Source organism: Pseudomonas sp. FDAARGOS_761, assembly GCF_013343155.1.
Taxonomy (GTDB): Bacteria; Pseudomonadota; Gammaproteobacteria; order Pseudomonadales; family Pseudomonadaceae; genus Pseudomonas; species Pseudomonas aeruginosa.
In genome coordinates, this window is the sequence record NZ_CP054572.1 from 3,856,365 (window position 1) to 3,876,104 (window position 19,740).

Genomic DNA, 19,740 nt, shown 5'->3' on the forward strand with positions numbered 1-19,740 from the left:
CCCTGGGCGACCGGAACGCAGCCGGTCGCCCGTATTCACATTGTTGTCGAGGGCCGATCGCTCAGCCCGCGTCCACCGCCTTGATCCGCTCCACCACCCGCGCCGCCAGATCGTCCGGACGGAACTTGGCGAGGAAGTCGTCCGCACCGACCTTCTTCACCATCGCCTGGTTGAAGACCCCGGACAACGAAGTATGCAAGAGAATGTGCAGTTTCTGCAGGCGGGGATCGCTACGGATTTCCGCCGTCAGGGTATAACCGTCCATTTCCGGCATTTCGATGTCGGAGATCAGCATCAGCAGCTCGTCTTCCGGACGCCGTCCCTCGGCGAGCATGTTCTGCAGGTACTCCAGGGCCTGGCGCCCGTCGTTGAGCGCGGTCATTTCCACGCCGACCGCCTCCAGGCAACGGGTCACCTGCTTGCGCGCCACCGACGAATCGTCCACCACCAGCACCCGCTTGGTCACCGCGCGGCTCTGGGTCTCGGCGTCCACCACTCCGGGGGACACTTCCTCGGACGTCGGTGCGACCTCCGCGAGCACTTTTTCCACGTCGATGATTTCCACCAACTGCTTGTCCACCCGGGTCACCGCGGTCAGGTAATGCTCGCGGCCGGCGCCCTTGGGTGGCGGATGGATCTCTTCCCAGTTCATGTTGACGATGCGCTCCACCGAGCGCACCAGGAAGCCCTGCACCTTGGTGTTGTACTCGGTGATGATCGCGAAGCTGTTGGTCAGGTCCTGCAACCCGCGGCGGCCAGTGGCCAGCGCCAGGTCGAGGATCGGAATGGTGCCTCCGCGGATGTTCGCCACCCCGCGCACCACCGGGCTGGACTTGGGCATCACCGTCAGGCGCGGGCATTGCAACACCTCTTTCACCTTGAACACGTTGATGCCGTAGAGCTGGTTACCGTCCAGACGGAACAGAAGCAGCTCCAGACGGTTCTGTCCGACCAACTGCGTGCGCTGGTTGACTGAATCCAAAACACCGGCCATTGGCGCTCCCCTCAGACGGTCGTACCGGACTCCGGCACGACCATTGCTTTACCCGTTGCATGAAACAGGCAACGACAGTTTTTCGACGAATAATGGCCCGTAGCCATACTTCTCTACGGTTTTTACCCGTTTTGCTCGGGCTCGGCTACCTGTGCGCGGCTAACAACAGCCAGGCCCAGGGTTTTACCGCTCCCGAGGTACTTATCGGCTCCACCCAGGGGTTTCTTGAATTCAAGGTAGAAGAATATCTGCAGAATAGCGGACTCGACGGGCGCTACCAGATTCAGGTCAATCGCGTCGACCCGCGCTTGCGCCTGGCCGAATGCGACAGGGACTTGACGCTCAGCCAGGAAAGTCCGGCACAACCGATCGGCAGGGTCACCGTACGCATCGGTTGCGAAGGCAATGCGCCCTGGACCATCTTCATGCCGGCGCAGGTGAAGCTGTTCCGCCAGGTGGTGGTCGCAGTGCAGCCTCTCAAGCGCGCGCACGTGCTGGAGGATGCCGACATCGCCCTGGTCGAGCGCGACGTCGGCCTGCTGACCCAGGGCTACCTGACCGATCCGGCCCGCGTCGTCGGGCAGAAGCTGCGCCGACCGGTGGTCAACGACCAGGTGCTGGCGCCGGTCTTCCTCGAGCAGGCCGAAGCCGTGCGCAAGGGCGATCAGGTGGTGATTCTCGCGCGCACCGCCACCATCAACGTCAAGATGCCCGGCGAGGCGCTGTCCGATGGCGCCCCGGGCCAGCAGATCCGCGTGCGCAACCTGCGCTCGCAGCGGGTGATCAAGGCCCGCGTGATAGAGCCCGGCACGGTCGAGGTGAATATGTAGAGGGAAAGCCGTGGCCGGTAGCGCTGGCGCTACCCCGGCGGGTTTCTCTAAACTGGGAAACGACGCACGAAAATAAGTCCTAAAGTTTTTCAAGCCTTCGCCGAAAAGCTAGGCAAGCGTCCAATACCTTCGAGGTTTACAACCATGGTCATCGACTTCAACCGGCTGAATCCCGGCAGCACGCCAGCCACCACCGGCCGTACCGGCAGCACCGCCGCGGGGCGTCCCGACGCCACTGGCGCCGACAAGGCAGGCCCGGCCGCGACTTCCGCTCCGAAGAGCGGCGAGTCGGTGCAGATCAGCGAAACCGCCCAGAACATGCAGAAAGTCACGGACCAGCTGCAGACCCTGCCGGTGGTCGACAACGATAAGGTTGCCCGGATCAAGCAAGCGATCGCCGATGGCACTTATCAGGTCGACAGCGAGCGTGTTGCCAGCAAGCTGCTCGACTTCGAATCCCAGCGCTGACCTCGAAGGACGCGCTGGAGGACATTGGACGCCGAATGAACTCCCGAGCCCGAGATGCCTGACTCCCCTACCCTGCTCGATCTGTTCGCCGAGGATATCGGCCACGCCAGCCAACTCCTGCAGTTGGTCGACGAAGAATTCCAGGCCCTGGAACGGCGCGAGCTGCCGGTCCTGCAACAGCTTCTCGGGGCCAAGCAGCCACTGATGCAGCAACTGGAGCGAAATGGCCGGGCCCGCGCGGAAATCCTCCGCGAAGCCGGCGTTTCCCTCGACCGCGAAGGCCTTGCCCGCTACGCCCGCGAGCGCGCGGATGGCGCCGAGCTGCTGGCGCGCGGCGACGAACTGGGCGAACTGCTGGAGCGTTGCCAGCAGGCCAACCTGCGCAACGGGCGGATCATCCGCGCCAACCAGGCTTCCACCGGCAGCCTGCTGAACATCCTCCGCGGCCAGGACGCCCCTAGCCTGTACGACAGCCGCGGCGGCACCGCCTCGAGCAGCCGGCAACGCCCGCTCAGCCAGGCCTGAACCCGACCAGCACACGTATCAAGGCACAGTGCTATCATTGAGGCATTCGTGCCCCAGGAGAGCATTGAAGGTGCCCAACCCGTTCGTCGAAGAAGCGGGGCCGCAACCCCCGAAGGTGCTCAAGGCCCCCGTGGAAATCCAGGCCAACCTGCGCCTGCTGCAGGATAGCCGCGACTCCCTGCTGATCACCTTTGCCGATCGCAACCAGCGCTTCCAGAGCTTCCTGGTGGACATCGACCGCGACCGCGGGATGGTCGCGCTGGACGAACTCATCCCCAACACCGGCGAACGTTTCCTGCAGAACGGCGAGGCGTTTCGCGTCGAAGCCTTCCACGAAGGCGTGCGTATCGCCTGGGAATGCGAGCGCCCGGTGCAGTTCGGCGAACACGACGGCGTCCCCTGCTACTGGGCCGCCCTTCCCGCCGAAGTGCTCTACCACCAGCGCCGCAACGCCTACCGCGCCAGCATCAAGCAGAGCCAGCCGATCGCCGCGGAAATCGCCGGGGAGAAACTCCGCGCGCCGCTGAGCGGACAACTGCTGGATATCTCCGCCACCGGCGCCAAGCTGCGCTTCGCCGGCAATGTCGCCGAACGCCTGCATCCCGGCGAGATCTACGAAGACTTCAGCGCCCAGTTGCCACAGGGCGCGATCAGCAGCGCGATCGAACTGCGTCACGTGCGTTTCGACGAAAAGCTCGACGCGACCTTCGCCGGCGTCCGCTTCAGCGAGATGAGCGGCCTCGCCCAGCGCCAGGTGGATCGCTTCGTCTACCAGTTGCAACGCGAAGCCCGGCGCTTCGAGAAAGACGAACTGTTCTGAGTCTCACAGGACCACTCCCAGCGCCGCCAGGCGCGGCAGGTCCTCGGGACGGTCGACGTCCCAGAGCGCCGGCAGCAGGTGATGCTCCCAGCCCAGTTGCCGGAGACGCTCGCAGGTCAGCGCCAGCAGGCGGTCTCCGCCCCAGGGCATCGCTTCGAACAACAGCGGGTCGACCCGGGTCAGGCCGAGCAGCGCGTAGCCGCCCCGCTCCACCGGCCCCAGCACCGCCTGGTGGCGGCCCAGGGCGGTGCAGGCCGCTTCCAGGTAGTCGCCGTCCAGCACCGGGCAGTCGTGGCGAATCAGCAGTACCGCCTCGCTTTCCGCCAACCCCAGCGCCGCGATACGCCGCATGCGCTCGCCGGGATCGCCGGCCGGCTGGCTCATCAGGCTCCAGCCCAACGCCACCGCCAGCGCCTGCAGATCGCTGTCCAGATCGTCGTCGAACCAGAGGATGCGGGCACTGAAACCGCGATCGGGCAGGCGCAGGGCGCGTTCCAGCAATACCCGCTGCAAGCGTCCCGCGCTCTCCTCGCCGATGGCCTGGGCGATCTTCGGCCGCCGCTGCCCTGGCGGCAGGTTGCGCACCATCAGGTGAAGGGAAAGCGTCGGACTCATCGCAACCTCTCCTGCCTATCGGCTCCCGCGGCGAGCGGAATTCAGTTCTGCATCGCGCCGTCGGCCTGCGGCGCGTCGGGCTCGCCATCGACCATCTGTTCCTGCACCGCCTGTTCGTCTACCCGCGGATCGAGCGCCGCGACCAGCGGGGAGCTGGTCATGTTGTCCGGGGTCGGCACGTGGTGCAGCGGCGCGTCGTCGACCCGGTGCAGGCCGCTGACCTTCTCCGGATGGACCCGCCAGACCAGGATCAGCGCGCAGGCGCTGACGAACGCATATAGCATGTTAGCGCCAAACAGCCGCATCAGCGCGCCGGCCGCCAGCGGCCCGATGCAGGCGCCGACGCCGAAGGTCACCAGCAGCATGGCCGTTAGCGAAACCCGTCGCTCGGTCTCCACGTGGTCGTTGGAAAAGGCCACTGCCAGCGGATAGAGGGTGAACTGCAACATGCTCGCGGCGATTCCCAGGGCCAGCAGCAACGCCAGTGGCATCTGTTGCAACAATGCCAGCGGCAAGGCGAACAGGCACAGCAGGATGGCGCAGGCGCGGATCAGCCAGGCGCGGTCGCGACGGTCGGACAGCCAGCCGAGCGGCCACTGCACCAGCAGCCCGGCGAAGATGCAGGCGCCCATGTACAGGCCGACCTCCTCGTTGGGCAACCCCAACTGGTTGGCGTACAGCGGCGCCAGGCCATAGAAGGAGCCGACCACCAGCCCCGAGACCAATACGGTGGTCAGCGACTGCGGCACCCGGCGGATGAAGAAGCGTGGTTCGAGCGGCGCCGGGCGCAGCGCCGCGGGGTGGATCTTGTGGGTCAGGGCCAGCGGCACCAGGCACAGGGCGAAACAGAAGGCCACCAGCATCAGCAATTCCGGCCCCAGTTGCGGATGCGCCACCAGGATCATCTGGCCGAGCACCAGGCCCAGGTAGGAAGCCGCCATGTAGCCGCCGAACACCGCGCCGCGCTGGCTGGCATCGGCCTGCTCGTTGAGCCAGCTCTCGATCACCATGTACTGGCACATCAGGCCCAGGCCCATCACCATGCGCAAGGCGATCCACGCCGGCAGCCAGGGCAGCAGGCCATGGCCGAGGACCGCGGCGGTGACCACCCCGGCGCAGGCGACGTAGGCGCGGATGTGGCCGACCCGGGCGATCAGCCGGTGACCGACCTTGCCGCCCAGCACCAGGCCGAAGTAGTTGGCTGCCATCAGCGCGCCGACCCACAGGCCGTCGACCTTGTCCGCCGCCAGGCGCAGCGCCAGGTAGGTGCTGAGCAGGCCGGAGCCGGTGAGCATCAGCAGGGTAGCGAAATAGAGAGCGCGAAAAGAGAAGAAAATCCGCCGCATCGGACCTCCGGTCCCGTACAAGGGAGCCGGCGCCGCTCGCGGACTGCCCGGCTCGCACAGCGTTGGAGTCCCGGGGAGGCCCCGGGACAGGACGCGGGATGCCGAAGCCGGCACCCGACACCACGACCCTGCCGCCGCGAGGTGGCAGGGGGTGACACAGGGCTAGGAAAGTACCACGGTGGATCAGGCCTGGGCTGCCAGGACGCGACGCTCCCAGGGGCTGATCTCGTCGAAGAAGCTGGTCAGCTCCATGCTCTTGGTCGCCACGTAGCCTTCGACGAACTCGCTGCCGAACAGTTCGCGCGCCAGCGCGCTGCCTTTCAGGCGCCGCAGGGCATCGTACATGGTGCAGGGCAGGGTCAGCTCCTCCGGTACCTCGAACTCGCCCTGGATCGCCGGGCTCGGCTCCAGTTCGTGCTCCAGGCCGTAGAGGCCGGCGGCCAGGCTGGCGGCGATGGCCAGGTATGGGTTGGCGTCGGCGCCCGGCAGGCGATTCTCGACGCGCCGCGCGGACGGTCCGCTGGCCGGGATGCGCAGGCCGGCGGCGCGGTTGTCGTGGGACCAGCAGGCGTTGTTCGGCGAAGCGTAGGGATGGCAGAGGCGCTGGAAGGAGTTCACGTGCGGCGCGAAGAAGGGCGTGAAGTCCGCCAGACAGGCCTGCTGGCCGCCGATGAAGTGGCGGAACGCGGCGGAAGGCTCGCCATCGGCTTCGCTGAAGATGTTTCGCCCGCCGTCCAGTTCGACGATGCTCTGGTGGATGTGCATCGAGCTGCCCGGCGTCTTCGCCAGCGGCTTGGCCATGCACACCACGATCAGGCCGTGCTTGAGCGCGACCTCCTTGAGCAGGTGCTTGAACAGGAAGGTCTGGTCGGCCAGCAGGACCGGGTCGCCATGCAGGAAGTTGATCTCGAACTGGCTGGTGCCCATCTCGTGCATGAAGGTGTCGCGCACCAGGCCCAGCGCATCCATGCAGCGGTAGACGTCCTCGAAGAACGGCCGCAGGCCGTTGTTGGAAGACACGCTGAAGGCCGAATAGCCCAGCTCGCGCCGGCCATCCGGCCCCAGCGGGGCCTGGAACGGCTCGTTGGGATCGGTGTTCGGGGCGAAGACGAAGAATTCCAGTTCGGTGGCCACCACCGGTTGCCAGCCGTGGGCGGCGTAGCGCGCCACCACCTGCTTGAGCAGGCCGCGGGTGGACAACCCGGACGGCGTGCCATCCAGTTCCTGCGCGTCGCAGATGGCGAAGGCGCGCGGAGTGTTGCTCCAGGGCAGGCGATGGACCTGGGTCGGCTCGGCGACCAGCGCCAGGTCGCCATCGTCGCTGCCATAGAAGCGCGCCGGCGGGTAGCCGCCCATGATGCATTGCAGCAGCACGCCACGGGCGAGCTGCAGGCGCCGGCCGCTGAGGAAGCCCTCGCCGGTCATCACCTTGCCGCGCGGCACCCCGTTGAGGTCGGGGGTGACGCATTCGATTTCTTCAACTCCAGCCAGCCGTTCGGCGAGTGAGCCTTGGCCTTCGATAGTCATGACTTCTTATCCTTGTTGGTATCGCGGATGCCGCACCGGGCGGCGGCCGCGTACAAAATACGCATCGCTTGTTCAAGATATCAAGCATGCGGCACATTCTCGCGTGTGCAAAGCCTTTCGCCGCAGAGGCGTTCTGCCTTGCCTGCCGGGTACGAGGAAAAACGCCGGCCAGGCGTATATCCTCTGTGCCTTCGCCGCCCTACCCGCCACAGGAGTACTGCCGTTGATTCTCGGAACACCCAAGGCCGACTGGCTCGCCGAATTCCCGCGCCTGGCCGACCTGATCGCCCTGCGCCCGAGCGAGTGGTTCAACCCGGCCATCGCGCCGAGCGCCGAAGCCCTGGCCGACGTCGGCCTCGGCGCCGCCGACGTGGCCGACGCCAGCGCCCGCCTGCAGCGCTTCGCCCCGCTGATCGCCCGGCTGTTTCCGGAAACCGCCGCCAGCGGCGGCATCATCGAGTCCGACCTGGTCGAGGTCGCCGCCTTCCACGATGCCCTGCGCCAGCATTACGCCGCCGAACTGCCCGGCCGGCTCTGGCTGAAACGCGATAGCCACCTGCCGATCTCCGGCTCGATCAAGGCCCGCGGCGGCATCTATGAAGTGCTCGCCCATGCCGAGCGCCTGGCCCTGGAGCACGGCCTGATCGGCCTCGACGACGACTACTCGCGGCTGGCCGGGGCGGATTGCCGGGCATTCTTCGCCCGCCATCGGATAGCGGTGGGCTCCACCGGCAACCTGGGCCTTTCCATCGGCATCATCGGCGCCGCGCTGGGCTTCCAGGCCAGCGTGCACATGTCCGCCGACGCCCGCCAGTGGAAGAAGGACAAGCTGCGCGCCCACGGCGTGACGGTGGTGGAGTACGCCTCCGACTACAGTGTCGCGGTGGAACAGGGCCGCCGCGAAGCGGCCGGCGATCCCTACACCCATTTCGTCGACGACGAAAACTCCCGCGACCTGTTCCTCGGCTACGCCGTCGCCGCCGAGCGACTGCGCGGCCAGCTGGACGCCGCCGGCATCCGCGTCGACAGCGAGCACCCGCTGTTCGTCCACCTGCCCTGCGGGGTCGGCGGCGGTCCCGGCGGGGTGGCCTTCGGCCTCAAGCTGGCGTTCGGCGACGCGGTGCACTGCCTGTTCGCCGAGCCGACCCATTCGCCCTGCATGTTCCTCGGCGTCTATACCGGCCGCCACGAGCAGGTTTCGGTGCAGGACTTCGGCATCGACAACCGCACCGCCGCCGATGGCCTGGCGGTGGGGCGTCCGTCGGGCTTCGTCGGCCGCGCCATGCAGCGCCTGCTCGACGGCTACTACACGGTGGACGACGACGAACTGTTCCGCCTGCTCGCGTTGCTCGAGCGCAGCCAGGGCATCCGCCTGGAACCCTCGGCCCTGGCCGGCGCGCCGGGCATCGCCCGGGTTACCCGTGAGCCGCAGGGCTATCGCGAACGCATGGGGCTGACCTCGGCGCGCCTGGCCAATGCCACCCACCTGGTCTGGGCCACCGGCGGCGGCATGGTGCCCGAGACGGAAATGCGCGCCTACCTGGAGCGAGGCCGCTCGCTGCTGGACTGACACCGACACGCGCGGGGCGCCACGACCGTCCCGCCACCTCCCGACGAGGACCTTGCATGCGCACACCCGCCTGGCTCGGCAGCGGCATGCCGCTGCTCTTCGTGCTGCTCTGGAGCACTGGATTCCTCGGCGCCAAGTTCGGCCTGCCGTACGCCGAGCCCTTCACCTTCCTGGCCATCCGCCTGCTCCTCGCGGCCGCCCTGCTGGCCGCCTTCGCCCTGCTCAGCGGTGCGCCCTGGCCGGGCTCGGCACGGCTGGCCGGGCATGTCGCGGTCGCCGGCCTGCTGGTCCATGGCCTGTACCTGGGCGGGGTGTTCCTCGCCATCGAGCACGGCATGTCGGCCGGCCTGACCTCCCTGTTGGTCGGCCTGCAACCGCTGGCTACCGCGGCCCTGGCCGGCGTCTGGCTCGGCGAGCGGGTCAGCCGCCGGCAATGGCTGGGACTGGCGCTCGGCCTGGCTGGCGTAGCCCTGGTGGTGCTCGGCCGCATCCACGGTGACGCCGACGGCCTGGCCTGGGCCGCGGTGCTGGTGGCGCTGGCGGCGATCACCTGCGGCACGCTGTACCAGAAGCGCTTCTGCGGCGGCATGGACCTGCGCACCGGCGGCGTCGTCCAGTACCTGGCCAGCGGCGCCCTGCTCGGCCTCGCCGCGCTGCTTTTCGAAAGCCGCGAGGTGCAGTGGAGCACGCCGTTCGTGCTGACCCTCGGCTGGCTGGTGCTGGGACTCTCGTTCGGCGCCGTCGGCCTGCTCTACACCCTGATCAGGCATGGCGCCGCGTCGAAGGTGGCGAGCCTGTTCTACCTGGTGCCGCCAGTGACCGCGCTGGCCTCCTGGCTGCTGTTCGACGAGCGCCTGGCGCTGGCGGCGATCGGCGGCATGCTGCTGGTGATGCTCGGCGTCGCGCTGGTCAACTGGCCGGGCCGGCGCGCCTGAGGCCTCAGTGGCTGTAGTGCCGGGTGGCGGCGAAGCGGTTGAGAAACAGGTGGATCACCAGCACCGTCATCAGCGTGGTCAGCACCGCGAAGCACACCGAGGTAAATCGGTAGAGCACGCTGTACATCATGTCGTGGGTTGGCGTCAGGTACTGGCCGAGGACGATCGCCAGGGTGGTCAGCGCGCCGAAACCGATCCCCGGTACGCCGTTCTCCAGCATGTGGATGCGCGCGCAGAACATCGCCGAGATCCACAGCAACAGGGCGACGAAGGGCAGGATGTCGTAGTGATCGTAGAGCAGCACCTGCAAGCCCACCGCCAGCGCACAGCCGAGCAGCGTACCGAGGGCGCGGATGCGCCCGGCGAAGTGCACGCCCTTCCAGTGCATGGGAAACAACACCAGGATCGAGGCGATCTGCGCCGACAGCGAGTCCTTCAGGTCGAAGGTCTGGAAGACCACGAAGGACAGGGTCGCCACCGTGGCCCCGAGCAGCGTCTCGTGGCGCCGGCTGGGGGCGTCCTTGGCCGGCGCCTGGCGCGGCGGCCGCGGTTCGACGTCGGGGAACAGGTAGAACATCAGCACGGCGATGGCCACCGTCAGCCAGGTGGCGACCATGTTGCTGGCGAGCATGTCGAACAGATCGACGTCCGGATAGCTGGCAAAGTGCAGCAGCATCGAGAGGAACACCGAACTCAGTGCGCCGAAGAAGAACAGCGGGCCGCGCGCCATCAGGGCGAAGCGGTAGACGAAGAGGCCGAAGACGATAGGCGTCATCAGCAGCGGCCGGTCGCCGAACAACCCGTACAGCACCAGTACCTCGACGCTGATCACCACCGAGTTGGCGAGGAACTGGCGGACGATGTGCAGGTTGATCACCGGCGTCAGGCCGAGCAGCAGCATCGGGTAGACGCCGAAGAACGAGCCGTAGTCCCAGTTCATCAGCTTGCAGACGAAGAACCCCAGGGTGCCGCCGCCGGCGATGCGCAGGCACTGACGCAGGTCGTTGGCGGACATCGCGAGCTTGGCCGGCATGGCGTCAGTAGACGTAGTGCAGCAGGCTGATGGCGACGATCTGCGCGCGACCGAGCAGGTGGCTCAGGCCGTCGCCGGGATAGAGCTGCACGGTGGCCTTGGCACCGGTGGGCAGCAGGCCTTCGGGAAGTTCGTCGAGCACCACGTGCAGGCGCTGGCGCTGAGCGTCGCGGACCCAGCGGTCGGAGGTGACCGGCGCGGCGAGGTCGCCGTTGGCGTCCAGCTGGCCCTCCTTGACCCCGGCGTCGATGGCCGCCACCCGCGCGCCGAACACTTCGCCGGGACGCGCGTCGAACACCACCGCCGCGCGGTCGCCAGGGCGCACGTAGCGCAGCGATTTCTCGCGGAAGTCGGCGACGATGTCGATGCGGTCGTCCACCAGCGCCGCCACCGGCGTTCCGGCCGGAACGTAGGTGCCCGGGGTCAGTTGCAGGTTGCTCAGGGTCCCGGCACGGTCGGCCCGGACGCTGCTGTATTGCAGTTGCAGACGGGCCTGGGCCAGGGCGTTACGCGCCTGGCGCAGGCGCAGGTTGTCCTCGCCGGCCGTGCCGCGTCGTGCGGTCAGCTCGCCGATCCGCGCCTGGGCTGCGGCGACCCGGGCACGGGCGGCTTGGGCCTGGGCGCTGACCTGCTCGTGCATCTGCTGCGACACATGGTGGCGCTGCACCAGTTGGGCGGTGCGGCGCGCCTCGCTGTCCAGCTCGCCGGCGCTGCTGCGCGCGGCCAGGAGGTCGGCCTTGGCCGAGGCGATGGCGGCATCCAGCTCGCGGTTGGTGCGCTCGGCTTCCTCCAGTGCCAGTTCGGCCTGGCGCACGGCCAGTTGGAACGGCTCGGGATCGAGGCGGAACAACACTTCGCCGGGCTGCACGTGGCCGTTGTTGGACACCAGCACCTCGGCGACCTGACCGCTGACACGCGGCGCGACGCGCACCACCGGCCGGGTCAACTGGGCCTGCGGGGTGAGCGGCATCCACAGGTCGGCGACCAGGAAGTAGACGAACAGCAACACGAATACCGCGATAGCGACTTGAACCCAACGGGCAAATCGTTGATCGGGAGTCATAGGGTACGAGCCTCGAATCCAGCGGGAATGCAGTCGCCGCAGCGGGGCCTGAATGCGGGGGTTGGCGCGGCCGGGATGGAACCGGCGACCCGGACGACGGCCAGTGGGTAGCCGTCGCCGCTGCGGCGACCAGGTGACGCAGTATATTTCGAGACAATCGCCCCTGGCCTGCCGGCATCGGCAATAGATCATTACAGACAGCGTAACAATCGAACGAGCGGGCCGGCAGGCGGCTGCCATAGACCGGCACCGGGCCATGCATCGCCAGTGCCAGGCCCCCCCTGTAGCCCTCCTGCGAACTCTAGCAGTGGCCGCGCCCGGTCGACGGCGTAGATTGGCTGAACGATGCGTCCTTCCTGCCTGCGCATCGCCTGCCGCCAAGGACTGCGGATCTCTCCCGACACGCCATACCGCGCGCCAGACGGCTGCCTGAAAAGGCAGGCCAGGTATTCAGTGGAGATACATCATGGCAACACAAGGAGTGTTCACCCTTCCCGCCAACACCCAGTTCGGCGTCACCGCCTTCGCCAACTCGGCCGGAACCCAGACGGTGAACGTGCAGGTCAACAACGAAACCGTCGCGACCTTCACCGGGCAAAGCACCAACAACGGCATCATCGGCAGCAAGGTGCTCAACTCGGGCGGCGGCGGCAAGGTGCAGATCCTGGTCAGCGTCAATGGCCGCTCTTCGGATCTGGTTTCGGCGCAGGTGATCCTGGCCAATGAGCTGAACTTCGCCCTGGTCGGCTCTGAAGACAGCACCGACAACGACTACAACGACGCCGTGGTGGTGATCAACTGGCCGCTCGGCTAGCGTCGGAAAAGGCGGCGGGGACGCTTAGCCAATTCCCCGCCGACCGTCATCGACGAGAACCGAGAGTCTTCTCGTACGACATGCGCATGTCGGCCGCCCAACCGTCCAGCACCGCCTTGACATCGTCTCCCGTGATCGGCTGATCGGAATCGTCCAGCGCCTTGCCGGTGCCCTGGCGCACCATCTTCGCCAATACCTTGTTGTCCCCACCGTCGAGCAGCATGGCCTCGGTGGCGATCTGGGTATCCTGGTCGCGAATCCCGACCGCCGTGCTCATCCCAGCAGCGATCAGAGCGATGGGGATGACCTCGTATGGCCGTAGACCCTGGGTATGGCTGGAAACTGCGGTGATCGCCGGTTTCAGCACCAGGATACCCGGGCCGGGGGCGCTGGCCAGCGGCAGGCTCTTGCCCAGCTCACGGCGCAATGCCTGATCGTAGTAGGTCGTGATGTCCGCAAGCGTCTTCGCGGAAACCTTGTCGTTCGGTTTCGGGACCGGATAGAACCTGCTGGGCTCGATGTAGATCCGCTGGTAGCGCCGCACGTCCGCCTGCGGGTCTACCCAGCGCAGGAGCGGCGCTCCGGAAGGCGCGGTGGCAGGCGCCAGCGTCGAATAGTCACCGATGAAGCCCGAGTAGTTTTCCGGCTTGACCTGACCATTGGAACAACCCACCAGCGCCGCCAGCAGCGCGCAGGAAACGGCAACTCGAAGTCGTTTCATTAAGAGCCTCGAACAGGGAAAGGAATGTCGCCGAACAATGGAAAACGCTCAGTCGAGAGCGAGTCGCTCAGAATATAGGCAGAAGTTGCAAAAACGGAAATCGCTTGCCGACGCTATATTCGGAATTGCTCCGCAACTCTCGAAGAGCGAATACCTTTTCATTTCAGAACTGTTATGAATGCGCAGGAAAACCCAGCTCCGGAATATTGAGAAGCCCTAACCGCGGGAGCCGCAGTTCATCTGCGCCTCTTCGCACAGCGACGGCCCGCAGGCGCGCCGCCCCCGCGTCTGTCCAGGGCAAGCCTGCGCTTTCCCGCCCGAACGCTACCGAACTTCCGGGCATATTAAAGTCGCACTGGACAGCGGCTTCGAATTCTACCCGAGCGCCTGCGGAAGACGATCCACTCCCAAACAGAATCGAAGAACTTGGAGAGAATCGCCGCAACCCAAGGAAGATGCTTCGACGAACGTTCCGACATCGGCATGCCCCGGCCTGTTGCCAGAAAACAGGCCGGTATCGCTCAGGCGGACGGCTCGCCTCCCAGCAACTCCCGGGCGATCTTCAGGATCGGCTCGCGTCGCTTCATCGCTTCCCGTGACAGGTACTGGTGCGCCTCGCGCTCGTCCCAGCCATGGCGCTGCATCAGCAACGCCTTGGCCTGGTTGATCCGGGCCTGGCCGGCAATGCGTTCCTGGAGCTGCTCGGTCTTCTGCTTCAGCTTCGCCATTTCCTCGCTGATGCGCCGCGCCGATACCAGCACAGGCAGCACCCGGTGGGCGTCGAGCGGCTGGGTGATCACGCCGTGGCACTCCAGTTCGATGATCTGCGAGAGCACCGCGGGGCTTTCGTACTCCACCAGCGCCACCAGGGTAGTGCGCGGAGTCCCGGCGGCGAGCAGCGCAGCGATCTCGTCGTGGTGGCGATTCTGGAAAATGCTGGTGAAGACCACGTCCACCGGCACGTCGAAAGCTTCCGGCGGCGGCCAGCACTGGCGCACCGAACAACCGATGCGGATCAGCTGCAAGACCAGGGCGTCGCTGACCTCTCCCGGCGGGTTGAGTACCAGCACCTGCAACTCGCGCAGGCTGCCAAGCAGCGAGTTGGCGCTCATGGGAGCGCTCCCCCGCCCATGCTGGCGGACCAGTCGTCGAGGTTATGCACGACGACATAAGGATCGGGGCGAATCGGTTCGGGCGACTGCCAGCGGACCTGGAACACGCCGCGCGCATCGATTTCCGCAATGCGCGAAGACAGGCGGCTGTGGTTGTTCTGGCGCTCCACCCGGACCGGCCCCTGCGGCGCGTCGATGCAAATGTCGTACAGGTGCCGCTGCACGTCTTCCACTCGCCAACTGCCTGCGGCCTGCGCGGCGCGGCCAAGCAGCAAGGTCTGCCAGTAGGCCGCCTCGGCCCAGGCGGTGATGGTCGCGTTTTCCGGGAAGAAGCCATGGCAGGCCTGGACGAAGGCGCGGCTGGCGGCCGTATCGATGCTGGAGAAGTACGGCGCGACCACCACCTGCCCCTCCGCCACGTCGCTCTCCATCTTCGCCACCTCCGCCTCGCTGGTGGTCAGGCTGGCGATCGGCGGCCGCCTGCCATCGCCGTAGCGACGGGCGATGGCGCGATACAGCTCGGCGGTGCCGGTGCCCACCACGGTGGAGAAGACCACGTCGGCGCGCGCCTGGTAGATGCGCTCGACGGCGCGCTGCACGTCGTCGTCGGAGGGATACAGCGGAATGTAGATTTCCTCGAGCACCGTGCCGCCGTGCTGGCGGTACAGGTGGCGCATCACATGGTTGCTTTCCCGCGGATAGATGTAGTCCGAGCCGATGAACACCACCCGCTCGCCGTAGTGGCGAATCAGGTACGCCGCCAGCGGCGCACTGTTCTGGTTCGGCGCCGGACCGCCGTAGACGATGTTCGGCGAATACTCGAAGCCCTCGTAGGGAGTCGGGTAGCAGAGCAGCGCGTCGGCGCGCTCGACCACCGGCATCACCGCCTTGCGCGTGTGCGACATGTAGCAGCCCACGAGGAACCGTACCCCCCGGTTGCGAATGAAGTCCTCGGCGCACAGCCGATAGCGGTCCGGATCGCCGCCGGGGTCCTGGGACAGCGTTTCGATCGGGCGACCGCCGACGCCGCCCTCGCGATTCAGTTGCTCGACCGCGAGCAATGCGCCATAGCGCTGCGAGCGCTCGATATCGGCGGTGACACCGGTTTCGGAGAACAGCAGGCCGATCAGCGGCCGCTCCTGGTGCGATCCCATCCGTTTCCTCTCCTGTGACTGTCGCTCAGCGCCGCACGAAGCGAACCCGCTCGTGCTCCAGGCTCGCCAGGTAGGTCGTGCAGTTCCCGTCGCCCGGCTGGTGGTGGTCGAGCAGATGCTCGGCCAGCGGTACCTCGAGATGATGACGGACGCTGCGGCGCAACGCACGGGCGCCGAACTGCCGGTCGAAGCCGGCGCGGGCGATCTTCGCCAGCACCTCCGGGGTCGCCTCCAGGCGGCAGCGATGCTTCTCCAGACGCCGGTTGAGCCGCTGCACCTCCAACTCGACCAGGCGCGCGACGACGTTGCGTTCGATCCAGTTGAAGGTGACCACGCTATCGAGACGATTGACGAACTCCGGCGAGAAGGTCTTCAGCAGCCGGGCCCGGACCATCCCGTCGATGTCCCGCCGCCGGCGTTCGCCGCCGACCGGCAGCAGGCGCCAGGGCAGGCGTTGGCGACGCTCGTCGTAGCGCTGGATCTCATGGGCGCAGAGATTGCTGGTCATGAACACCAGGGTGTTGCGGAAATGGTAGGTGCGCTCGCCGGAAGCGACCCGCAGCAGGCCGTTGTCGAGCACGTTGAGCAGCGCATGGACCACTTCCGGGCTGGCCTTCTCCAGTTCGTCGAAGAGAACGATGCCGGGGCGCCCGGGACTGCCGTCCAGCTTGTCCTGCTCCAACAGCGTGGTGCCCTCCTTCGCCCCGACGTAGCCCGGCGGCGCACCGGTGAGGGCGGCGGCATAGTGCTCCTGGGACAGGGTGTTCATGTCCACCCGGCAGAACCCCTCGGCGTCGCCGTGCAGGGCCCTGGCCAGGGCGCGCACGATCTCGGTCTTGCCGACCCCGGTGGGGCCGAGGAACAGCGCGCTGAACAGCGGACGGCGCGGGTCGGCGATGTCCGCGCGAACCACCTTGAGCATGTCCTCGACGGCCTGTAGCGCCGGTTCCTGGCCGAGCACCTCGGCGCGCAGGCAGTCCATCACCGCCGCCGGGTCGAAACGGAAGCGGCTGTGCAGGGCGCTGCGGTGGCTCAGGTGGGCCTGGAGCAGACTCGCCTCGGCGAGATTCTCCCGCGCCAGGGCCTGTTCCTCGTCCTGCTGCCGGCGGGACTGGTCGAGCATGTCGCTCAGAAAAGGCATGGATGAAACTCCTTCTGCCACAGGGGGGAAATGGCGGAGACGGCGTGCCGCGCGACGGCACGCCGGGCTGGCGGCGTCTGCCGTCAGGCCTCCTTCTCCAGTCCCTCGTAGGGCAGCCGGCCGACCGGGCATTGCGCCACGCAGGTAGTCGAGCGGGTCAGACGCTCGACATTCTCGCGCGCCTTCTCGGCGTCGGTGACCCAGGTGCGGTAGAACTCGAACGGACATTCCGCCAGGCCCCGGTCGCCATCGCCGGATGCCTGCAAGCCGCTGTAGCCGCGGTGGAGGATCTTGAACAGGTGGTTCTGCGACTGATCGTTGGCGCGCGCATCGCGGATCTGCGAGAGCGACAGCTGGGCGTACTGGATACCCATTTCCTCCTCGCCGCACTCACCCAGGGTACGACCGTCGAAGCCGATGATCGCCGAGTGGCCGAAGTAGGAATACACGCCGTCGAAGCCGGCGGCGTTGGCCACCGCCACATAGCAGTTGTTGGCCCAGGCCATGGCCTTGGCCATCATCACCTGCTGGTCCTTGGCCGGGTACATGTAGCCCTGGCAGCGCACGATCAGCTCGGCGCCCTTCATCGCGCAGTCGCGCCAGATTTCCGGGTAGTTGCCGTCGTCGCAGATGATCAGGCTGATCTTCATGCCCTTCGGCCCTTCGCTGACGTAGGTCTGGCCACCGGGATACCAGCCCTCGATGGGGCACCAGGGAATGATCTTGCGGTATTTCTGGACGATCTCGCCGTTGTTGTCGATCAGCACCAGAGTGTTGTACGGCGCCTTGCGCGGATGCTCCTCATGCCGTTCGCCGGTGAGGGAGAATACGCCCCAGACGTTGGCCTTGCGGCAGGCGCGGGAGAATATCTCGGTTTCCTCGCCGGGGATCGCCACCGCGGTTTCCATCATCTCCGCCGGATCGTACATGATGCCCTGCAGGCTGTACTCGGGGAACACCACCAGGTCCATGCCGGGCAGGCCCTGCTTCATGCCGACGATCATGTCGGCGATCTTCCGGGCGTTGTCCAGGACCTCCGCCGCGGTGTGCAGGCGCGGCATCTTGTAGTTGACCACCGCCACTCCGACGGTGTCGTTGCTGCTGGAAATATCGCCGTGACGCATGGATATCACCTCTTGTTGTTATTTTTTCGGGACGAAAAAAGGCCCTCCCGGGTAACCCCGGGAGAGCCCATTTGCTCTGTACGTATGCGTTAGGTTCGGCCCCGCGACATCGACGCTGATGCGCATGACCTGATGGCGCCACTTATAAGCCCCGTCGAAAAGACCTGTCAAGGCTCGGGTAAGACCATGTAATCGGCGCGCTCGCGAAAGCGCACGGCGCGCGCCTGAGATAGCATGCAGCCATCATTCGCACGGAAGCTTCGCCAATGAAATTCGGACTCTTCGCCTCGATCGCCCTCTTCCTCCTGTCGGTCTGCGCACTTCCGGCGCTGGCCGCCAATAGCCCCTGCTCGGGAAAGAAAGGCGGTATCGCCGGTTGCGACGGCGATATCTTCCTCTGCAACGACGGCTCCATCAGCGCCTCGAAGCGCAGTTGCGCGGCCTACTTCGGCAACGCCGGCGGACGTACCGGACAACCCGCCGTACAGCGTCTGCAAGGCACGACGCAGGGCTGTGCCTGTGGCAGCGGCTCGTTCTGCACGGGCCCGCGCGGAGGAGTGTACTGCCTGACGCCGGGCGGCAAGAAAAGCTATCGGAGAAAGTGACGGCAAGCGGACTGGCGAAGCAGCGAGGGAAGCTGGAGCAGAGCATGAAATGGCGTCCCAAAAGGCGCACCTTGGGACGCATAGGCGTACTGACGCTCAATCAGGTACAAAAGAAGACGCTCGGGGCCTGCAAGCATGTAGAGCCCCTAATAGTGACTCAGGGGCAAAGGACCATAAAGGGGACAGATTTATTTTCTCTACTCTAATTTTTCTAGCATGGAGACTCCAGCGCAGATGCCGTAAAGGAACTTCGCGATGCCTAGGCAAAGGCGCATGGTTTAGCGAGTTATTTGCTTTGAGTAGTTCAGCGTGGGCACAGTCGCTGAAATTAGAGTAGTAAAAATAAATCTGTCCCCCTTTTCTCGGAAAAGACCTGTCAAGGCTCGGGTAAGGCCATGTAATCGGCGCGCTCGCGAAAGCGCACGGCGCGCGCCTGAGATAGCATGCAGCCATCATTCGCACGGAAGCTTCGCCAATGAAATTCGGACTCTTCGCCTCGATCGCCCTCTTCCTCCTGTCGGTCTGCGCACTTCCGGCGCTGGCCGCCAATAGCCCCTGCTCGGGAAAGAAAGGCGGTATCGCCGGTTGCGACGGCGATATCTTCCTCTGCAACGACGGCTCCATCAGCGCCTCGAAGCGCAGTTGCGCGGCCTACTTCGGCAACGCCGGCGGACGTACCGGACAACCCGCCGTACAGCGTCTGCAAGGCACGACGCAGGGCTGTGCCTGTGGCAGCGGCTCGTTCTGCACGGGCCCGCGCGGAGGGGTGTACTGCCTGACGCCGGGCGGTAAGAAAAGCTATCGGAGAAAGTGACGGCAAGCGGACTGTCGAAGCGGCGAGGGAAGCTGGAGCAGAGCATGAAATGGCGTCCCGGAGAGGGGGCGAACCTCCAACCTTCCCCTTAGGAGGGGGATGCTCTATCCAATTGAGCTACGGACCATAAAGGGGACCGGGCCGGCGCCACAGCTCCCCCAGTTCGATATCGAGGTTTGACTTAACTAAGCCTGCCAGCATGCTTGCAAGCTCGCCGTAATTAGCATCAAAGACACCATCTGGAATGCGACAAGGTTTAAGTTGGTCTTAAAGATGGTTGGAGACCTTCAATTTACTTGGCTTTTTCTGCTTATTAGTTTTATCTCGTCTTCTATTTTTGGGTAGTGGAGTAGTGTTGAGTCTCTTGTGAGCATCAATAGTCCTGATTTTAAGTATTCCCAATCACTTTTGGGGTATTCTTCTGAGTAGAGATTCTCATCAATGATTCCGACAATTATAGCTGTATCTCCGTCGCCAAGATCAACTTTGTCTCCCAGCTCTACTTTTTTTCCATTTGAATATCTCATGA

At 65.8% G+C, this 19,740-nt stretch carries 21 protein-coding genes and 1 tRNA gene; 9 read left to right on the forward strand and 13 right to left on the reverse strand.

Annotated elements, in window-relative coordinates:
- Window positions 1-61 precede the first annotated feature (61 nt).
- A complete protein-coding gene (locus FOC67_RS17925) occupies window positions 62-994 on the reverse strand; it encodes a chemotaxis protein CheV (RefSeq protein ID WP_009313686.1) in 933 nt (310 codons plus the stop codon).
- 131 nt (window positions 995-1,125) lie between these two features.
- On the opposite strand from FOC67_RS17925, the gene flgA reads away from it, so the two are divergent.
- From flgA to flgZ, 4 genes are all read left to right on the forward strand, one after another.
- Entirely contained in the window at window positions 1,126-1,824 is a 699-nt protein-coding gene (gene flgA / locus FOC67_RS17930; RefSeq protein ID WP_073656095.1) for a flagellar basal body P-ring formation chaperone FlgA, read from the forward strand.
- A 144-nt stretch (window positions 1,825-1,968) separates the two neighbouring features.
- Entirely contained in the window at window positions 1,969-2,292 is a 324-nt protein-coding gene (flgM, locus tag FOC67_RS17935; RefSeq protein WP_003091732.1) for a flagellar biosynthesis anti-sigma factor FlgM, read from the forward strand.
- Between the two features lie 54 nt (window positions 2,293-2,346).
- On the forward strand, window positions 2,347-2,817 hold the full coding sequence (locus FOC67_RS17940) for a flagella synthesis protein FlgN (RefSeq protein ID WP_003091733.1): 471 nt from the start codon (window positions 2,347-2,349) through the stop codon (window positions 2,815-2,817).
- A gap of 28 nt (window positions 2,818-2,845) precedes the next feature.
- Window positions 2,846-3,637, forward strand: a complete 792-nt coding sequence (gene flgZ / locus FOC67_RS17945; RefSeq protein WP_003119635.1) for a flagellar brake protein FlgZ — start codon at window positions 2,846-2,848, stop codon at window positions 3,635-3,637.
- Between the two features lie 3 nt (window positions 3,638-3,640).
- Here flgZ and FOC67_RS17950 read toward each other — a convergent pair whose 3' ends face one another.
- From FOC67_RS17950 to FOC67_RS17960, 3 genes are all read right to left on the reverse strand, one after another.
- Entirely contained in the window at window positions 3,641-4,252 is a 612-nt protein-coding gene (locus FOC67_RS17950) for a TIGR04282 family arsenosugar biosynthesis glycosyltransferase (protein ID WP_003109303.1), read from the reverse strand.
- A 41-nt stretch (window positions 4,253-4,293) separates the two neighbouring features.
- Window positions 4,294-5,598 (reverse strand): MFS transporter, encoded by a 1,305-nt coding sequence (locus FOC67_RS17955; protein WP_009313683.1) that lies wholly within the window; start codon window positions 5,596-5,598, stop codon window positions 4,294-4,296.
- Between the two features lie 183 nt (window positions 5,599-5,781).
- Window positions 5,782-7,023, reverse strand: a complete 1,242-nt coding sequence (locus tag FOC67_RS17960; protein WP_073647204.1) for a glutamine synthetase family protein — start codon at window positions 7,021-7,023, stop codon at window positions 5,782-5,784.
- A 325-nt stretch (window positions 7,024-7,348) separates the two neighbouring features.
- Between FOC67_RS17960 and dsdA the strand changes: the two genes are divergently transcribed.
- Both dsdA and FOC67_RS17970 read left to right on the forward strand, forming a co-directional pair.
- A complete protein-coding gene (gene dsdA / locus FOC67_RS17965; protein ID WP_009313682.1) occupies window positions 7,349-8,695 on the forward strand; it encodes a D-serine ammonia-lyase in 1,347 nt (448 codons plus the stop codon).
- A 56-nt stretch (window positions 8,696-8,751) separates the two neighbouring features.
- Entirely contained in the window at window positions 8,752-9,630 is an 879-nt protein-coding gene (locus FOC67_RS17970) for a DMT family transporter (protein WP_009313681.1), read from the forward strand.
- Between the two features lie 4 nt (window positions 9,631-9,634).
- On the opposite strand, the gene FOC67_RS17975 is transcribed toward FOC67_RS17970, so the two are convergent.
- Together FOC67_RS17975 and FOC67_RS17980 are read right to left on the reverse strand one after the other, a co-directional pair.
- Window positions 9,635-10,645 carry a DUF2955 domain-containing protein gene (locus FOC67_RS17975; RefSeq protein WP_079455776.1) on the reverse strand — a complete coding sequence of 337 codons (1,011 nt, stop codon included), beginning with the start codon at window positions 10,643-10,645 and terminating at the stop codon, window positions 9,635-9,637.
- 22 nt (window positions 10,646-10,667) lie between these two features.
- On the reverse strand, window positions 10,668-11,726 hold the full coding sequence (locus FOC67_RS17980; protein WP_003091742.1) for an HlyD family secretion protein: 1,059 nt from the start codon (window positions 11,724-11,726) through the stop codon (window positions 10,668-10,670).
- Window positions 11,727-12,192: 466 nt separating this feature from the next.
- On the opposite strand from FOC67_RS17980, the gene FOC67_RS17985 reads away from it, so the two are divergent.
- Window positions 12,193-12,540, forward strand: a complete 348-nt coding sequence (locus FOC67_RS17985) for a fucose-binding lectin II (protein WP_003091745.1) — start codon at window positions 12,193-12,195, stop codon at window positions 12,538-12,540.
- 46 nt (window positions 12,541-12,586) lie between these two features.
- Here the strand turns inward: FOC67_RS17985 and FOC67_RS17990 are convergent, their stop codons facing one another.
- From FOC67_RS17990 to FOC67_RS18010, 5 genes are all read right to left on the reverse strand, one after another.
- Window positions 12,587-13,261, reverse strand: a complete 675-nt coding sequence (locus tag FOC67_RS17990) for a DUF3313 domain-containing protein (protein WP_003091746.1) — start codon at window positions 13,259-13,261, stop codon at window positions 12,587-12,589.
- Window positions 13,262-13,782: 521 nt separating this feature from the next.
- On the reverse strand, window positions 13,783-14,373 hold the full coding sequence (gene amiR, locus FOC67_RS17995) for a transcriptional antitermination factor AmiR (protein WP_009313679.1): 591 nt from the start codon (window positions 14,371-14,373) through the stop codon (window positions 13,783-13,785).
- The gene (gene amiC, locus FOC67_RS18000) at window positions 14,370-15,527 is read right to left on the reverse strand and encodes an aliphatic amidase expression-regulating protein AmiC (RefSeq protein ID WP_003091751.1); all 1,158 of its coding nucleotides are present in this window, start codon (window positions 15,525-15,527) and stop codon (window positions 14,370-14,372) included. Before amiC ends, amiR begins: the two co-directional genes overlap by 4 nt.
- A gap of 25 nt (window positions 15,528-15,552) precedes the next feature.
- Complete coding sequence (locus FOC67_RS18005; protein WP_003091753.1) at window positions 15,553-16,668, reverse strand: AAA family ATPase; 1,116 nt, start codon at window positions 16,666-16,668, stop codon at window positions 15,553-15,555.
- A gap of 83 nt (window positions 16,669-16,751) precedes the next feature.
- Entirely contained in the window at window positions 16,752-17,792 is a 1,041-nt protein-coding gene (locus tag FOC67_RS18010) for an aliphatic amidase (RefSeq protein WP_009313678.1), read from the reverse strand.
- Between the two features lie 266 nt (window positions 17,793-18,058).
- On the opposite strand from FOC67_RS18010, the gene FOC67_RS18015 reads away from it, so the two are divergent.
- Together FOC67_RS18015 and FOC67_RS18020 are read left to right on the forward strand one after the other, a co-directional pair.
- Complete coding sequence (locus FOC67_RS18015) at window positions 18,059-18,397, forward strand: hypothetical protein (protein WP_003109297.1); 339 nt, start codon at window positions 18,059-18,061, stop codon at window positions 18,395-18,397.
- Window positions 18,398-18,872: 475 nt separating this feature from the next.
- Window positions 18,873-19,211 (forward strand): hypothetical protein, encoded by a 339-nt coding sequence (locus FOC67_RS18020; protein WP_003109297.1) that lies wholly within the window; start codon window positions 18,873-18,875, stop codon window positions 19,209-19,211.
- 50 nt (window positions 19,212-19,261) lie between these two features.
- On the opposite strand, the gene FOC67_RS18025 is transcribed toward FOC67_RS18020, so the two are convergent.
- Both FOC67_RS18025 and FOC67_RS18030 read right to left on the reverse strand, forming a co-directional pair.
- Window positions 19,262-19,336: transfer RNA gene (locus tag FOC67_RS18025), tRNA-Arg, on the reverse strand.
- Window positions 19,337-19,498: 162 nt separating this feature from the next.
- Entirely contained in the window at window positions 19,499-19,738 is a 240-nt protein-coding gene (locus tag FOC67_RS18030; RefSeq protein WP_159068394.1) for a hypothetical protein, read from the reverse strand.
- Between the last annotated feature and the right edge of the window lie 2 nt (window positions 19,739-19,740).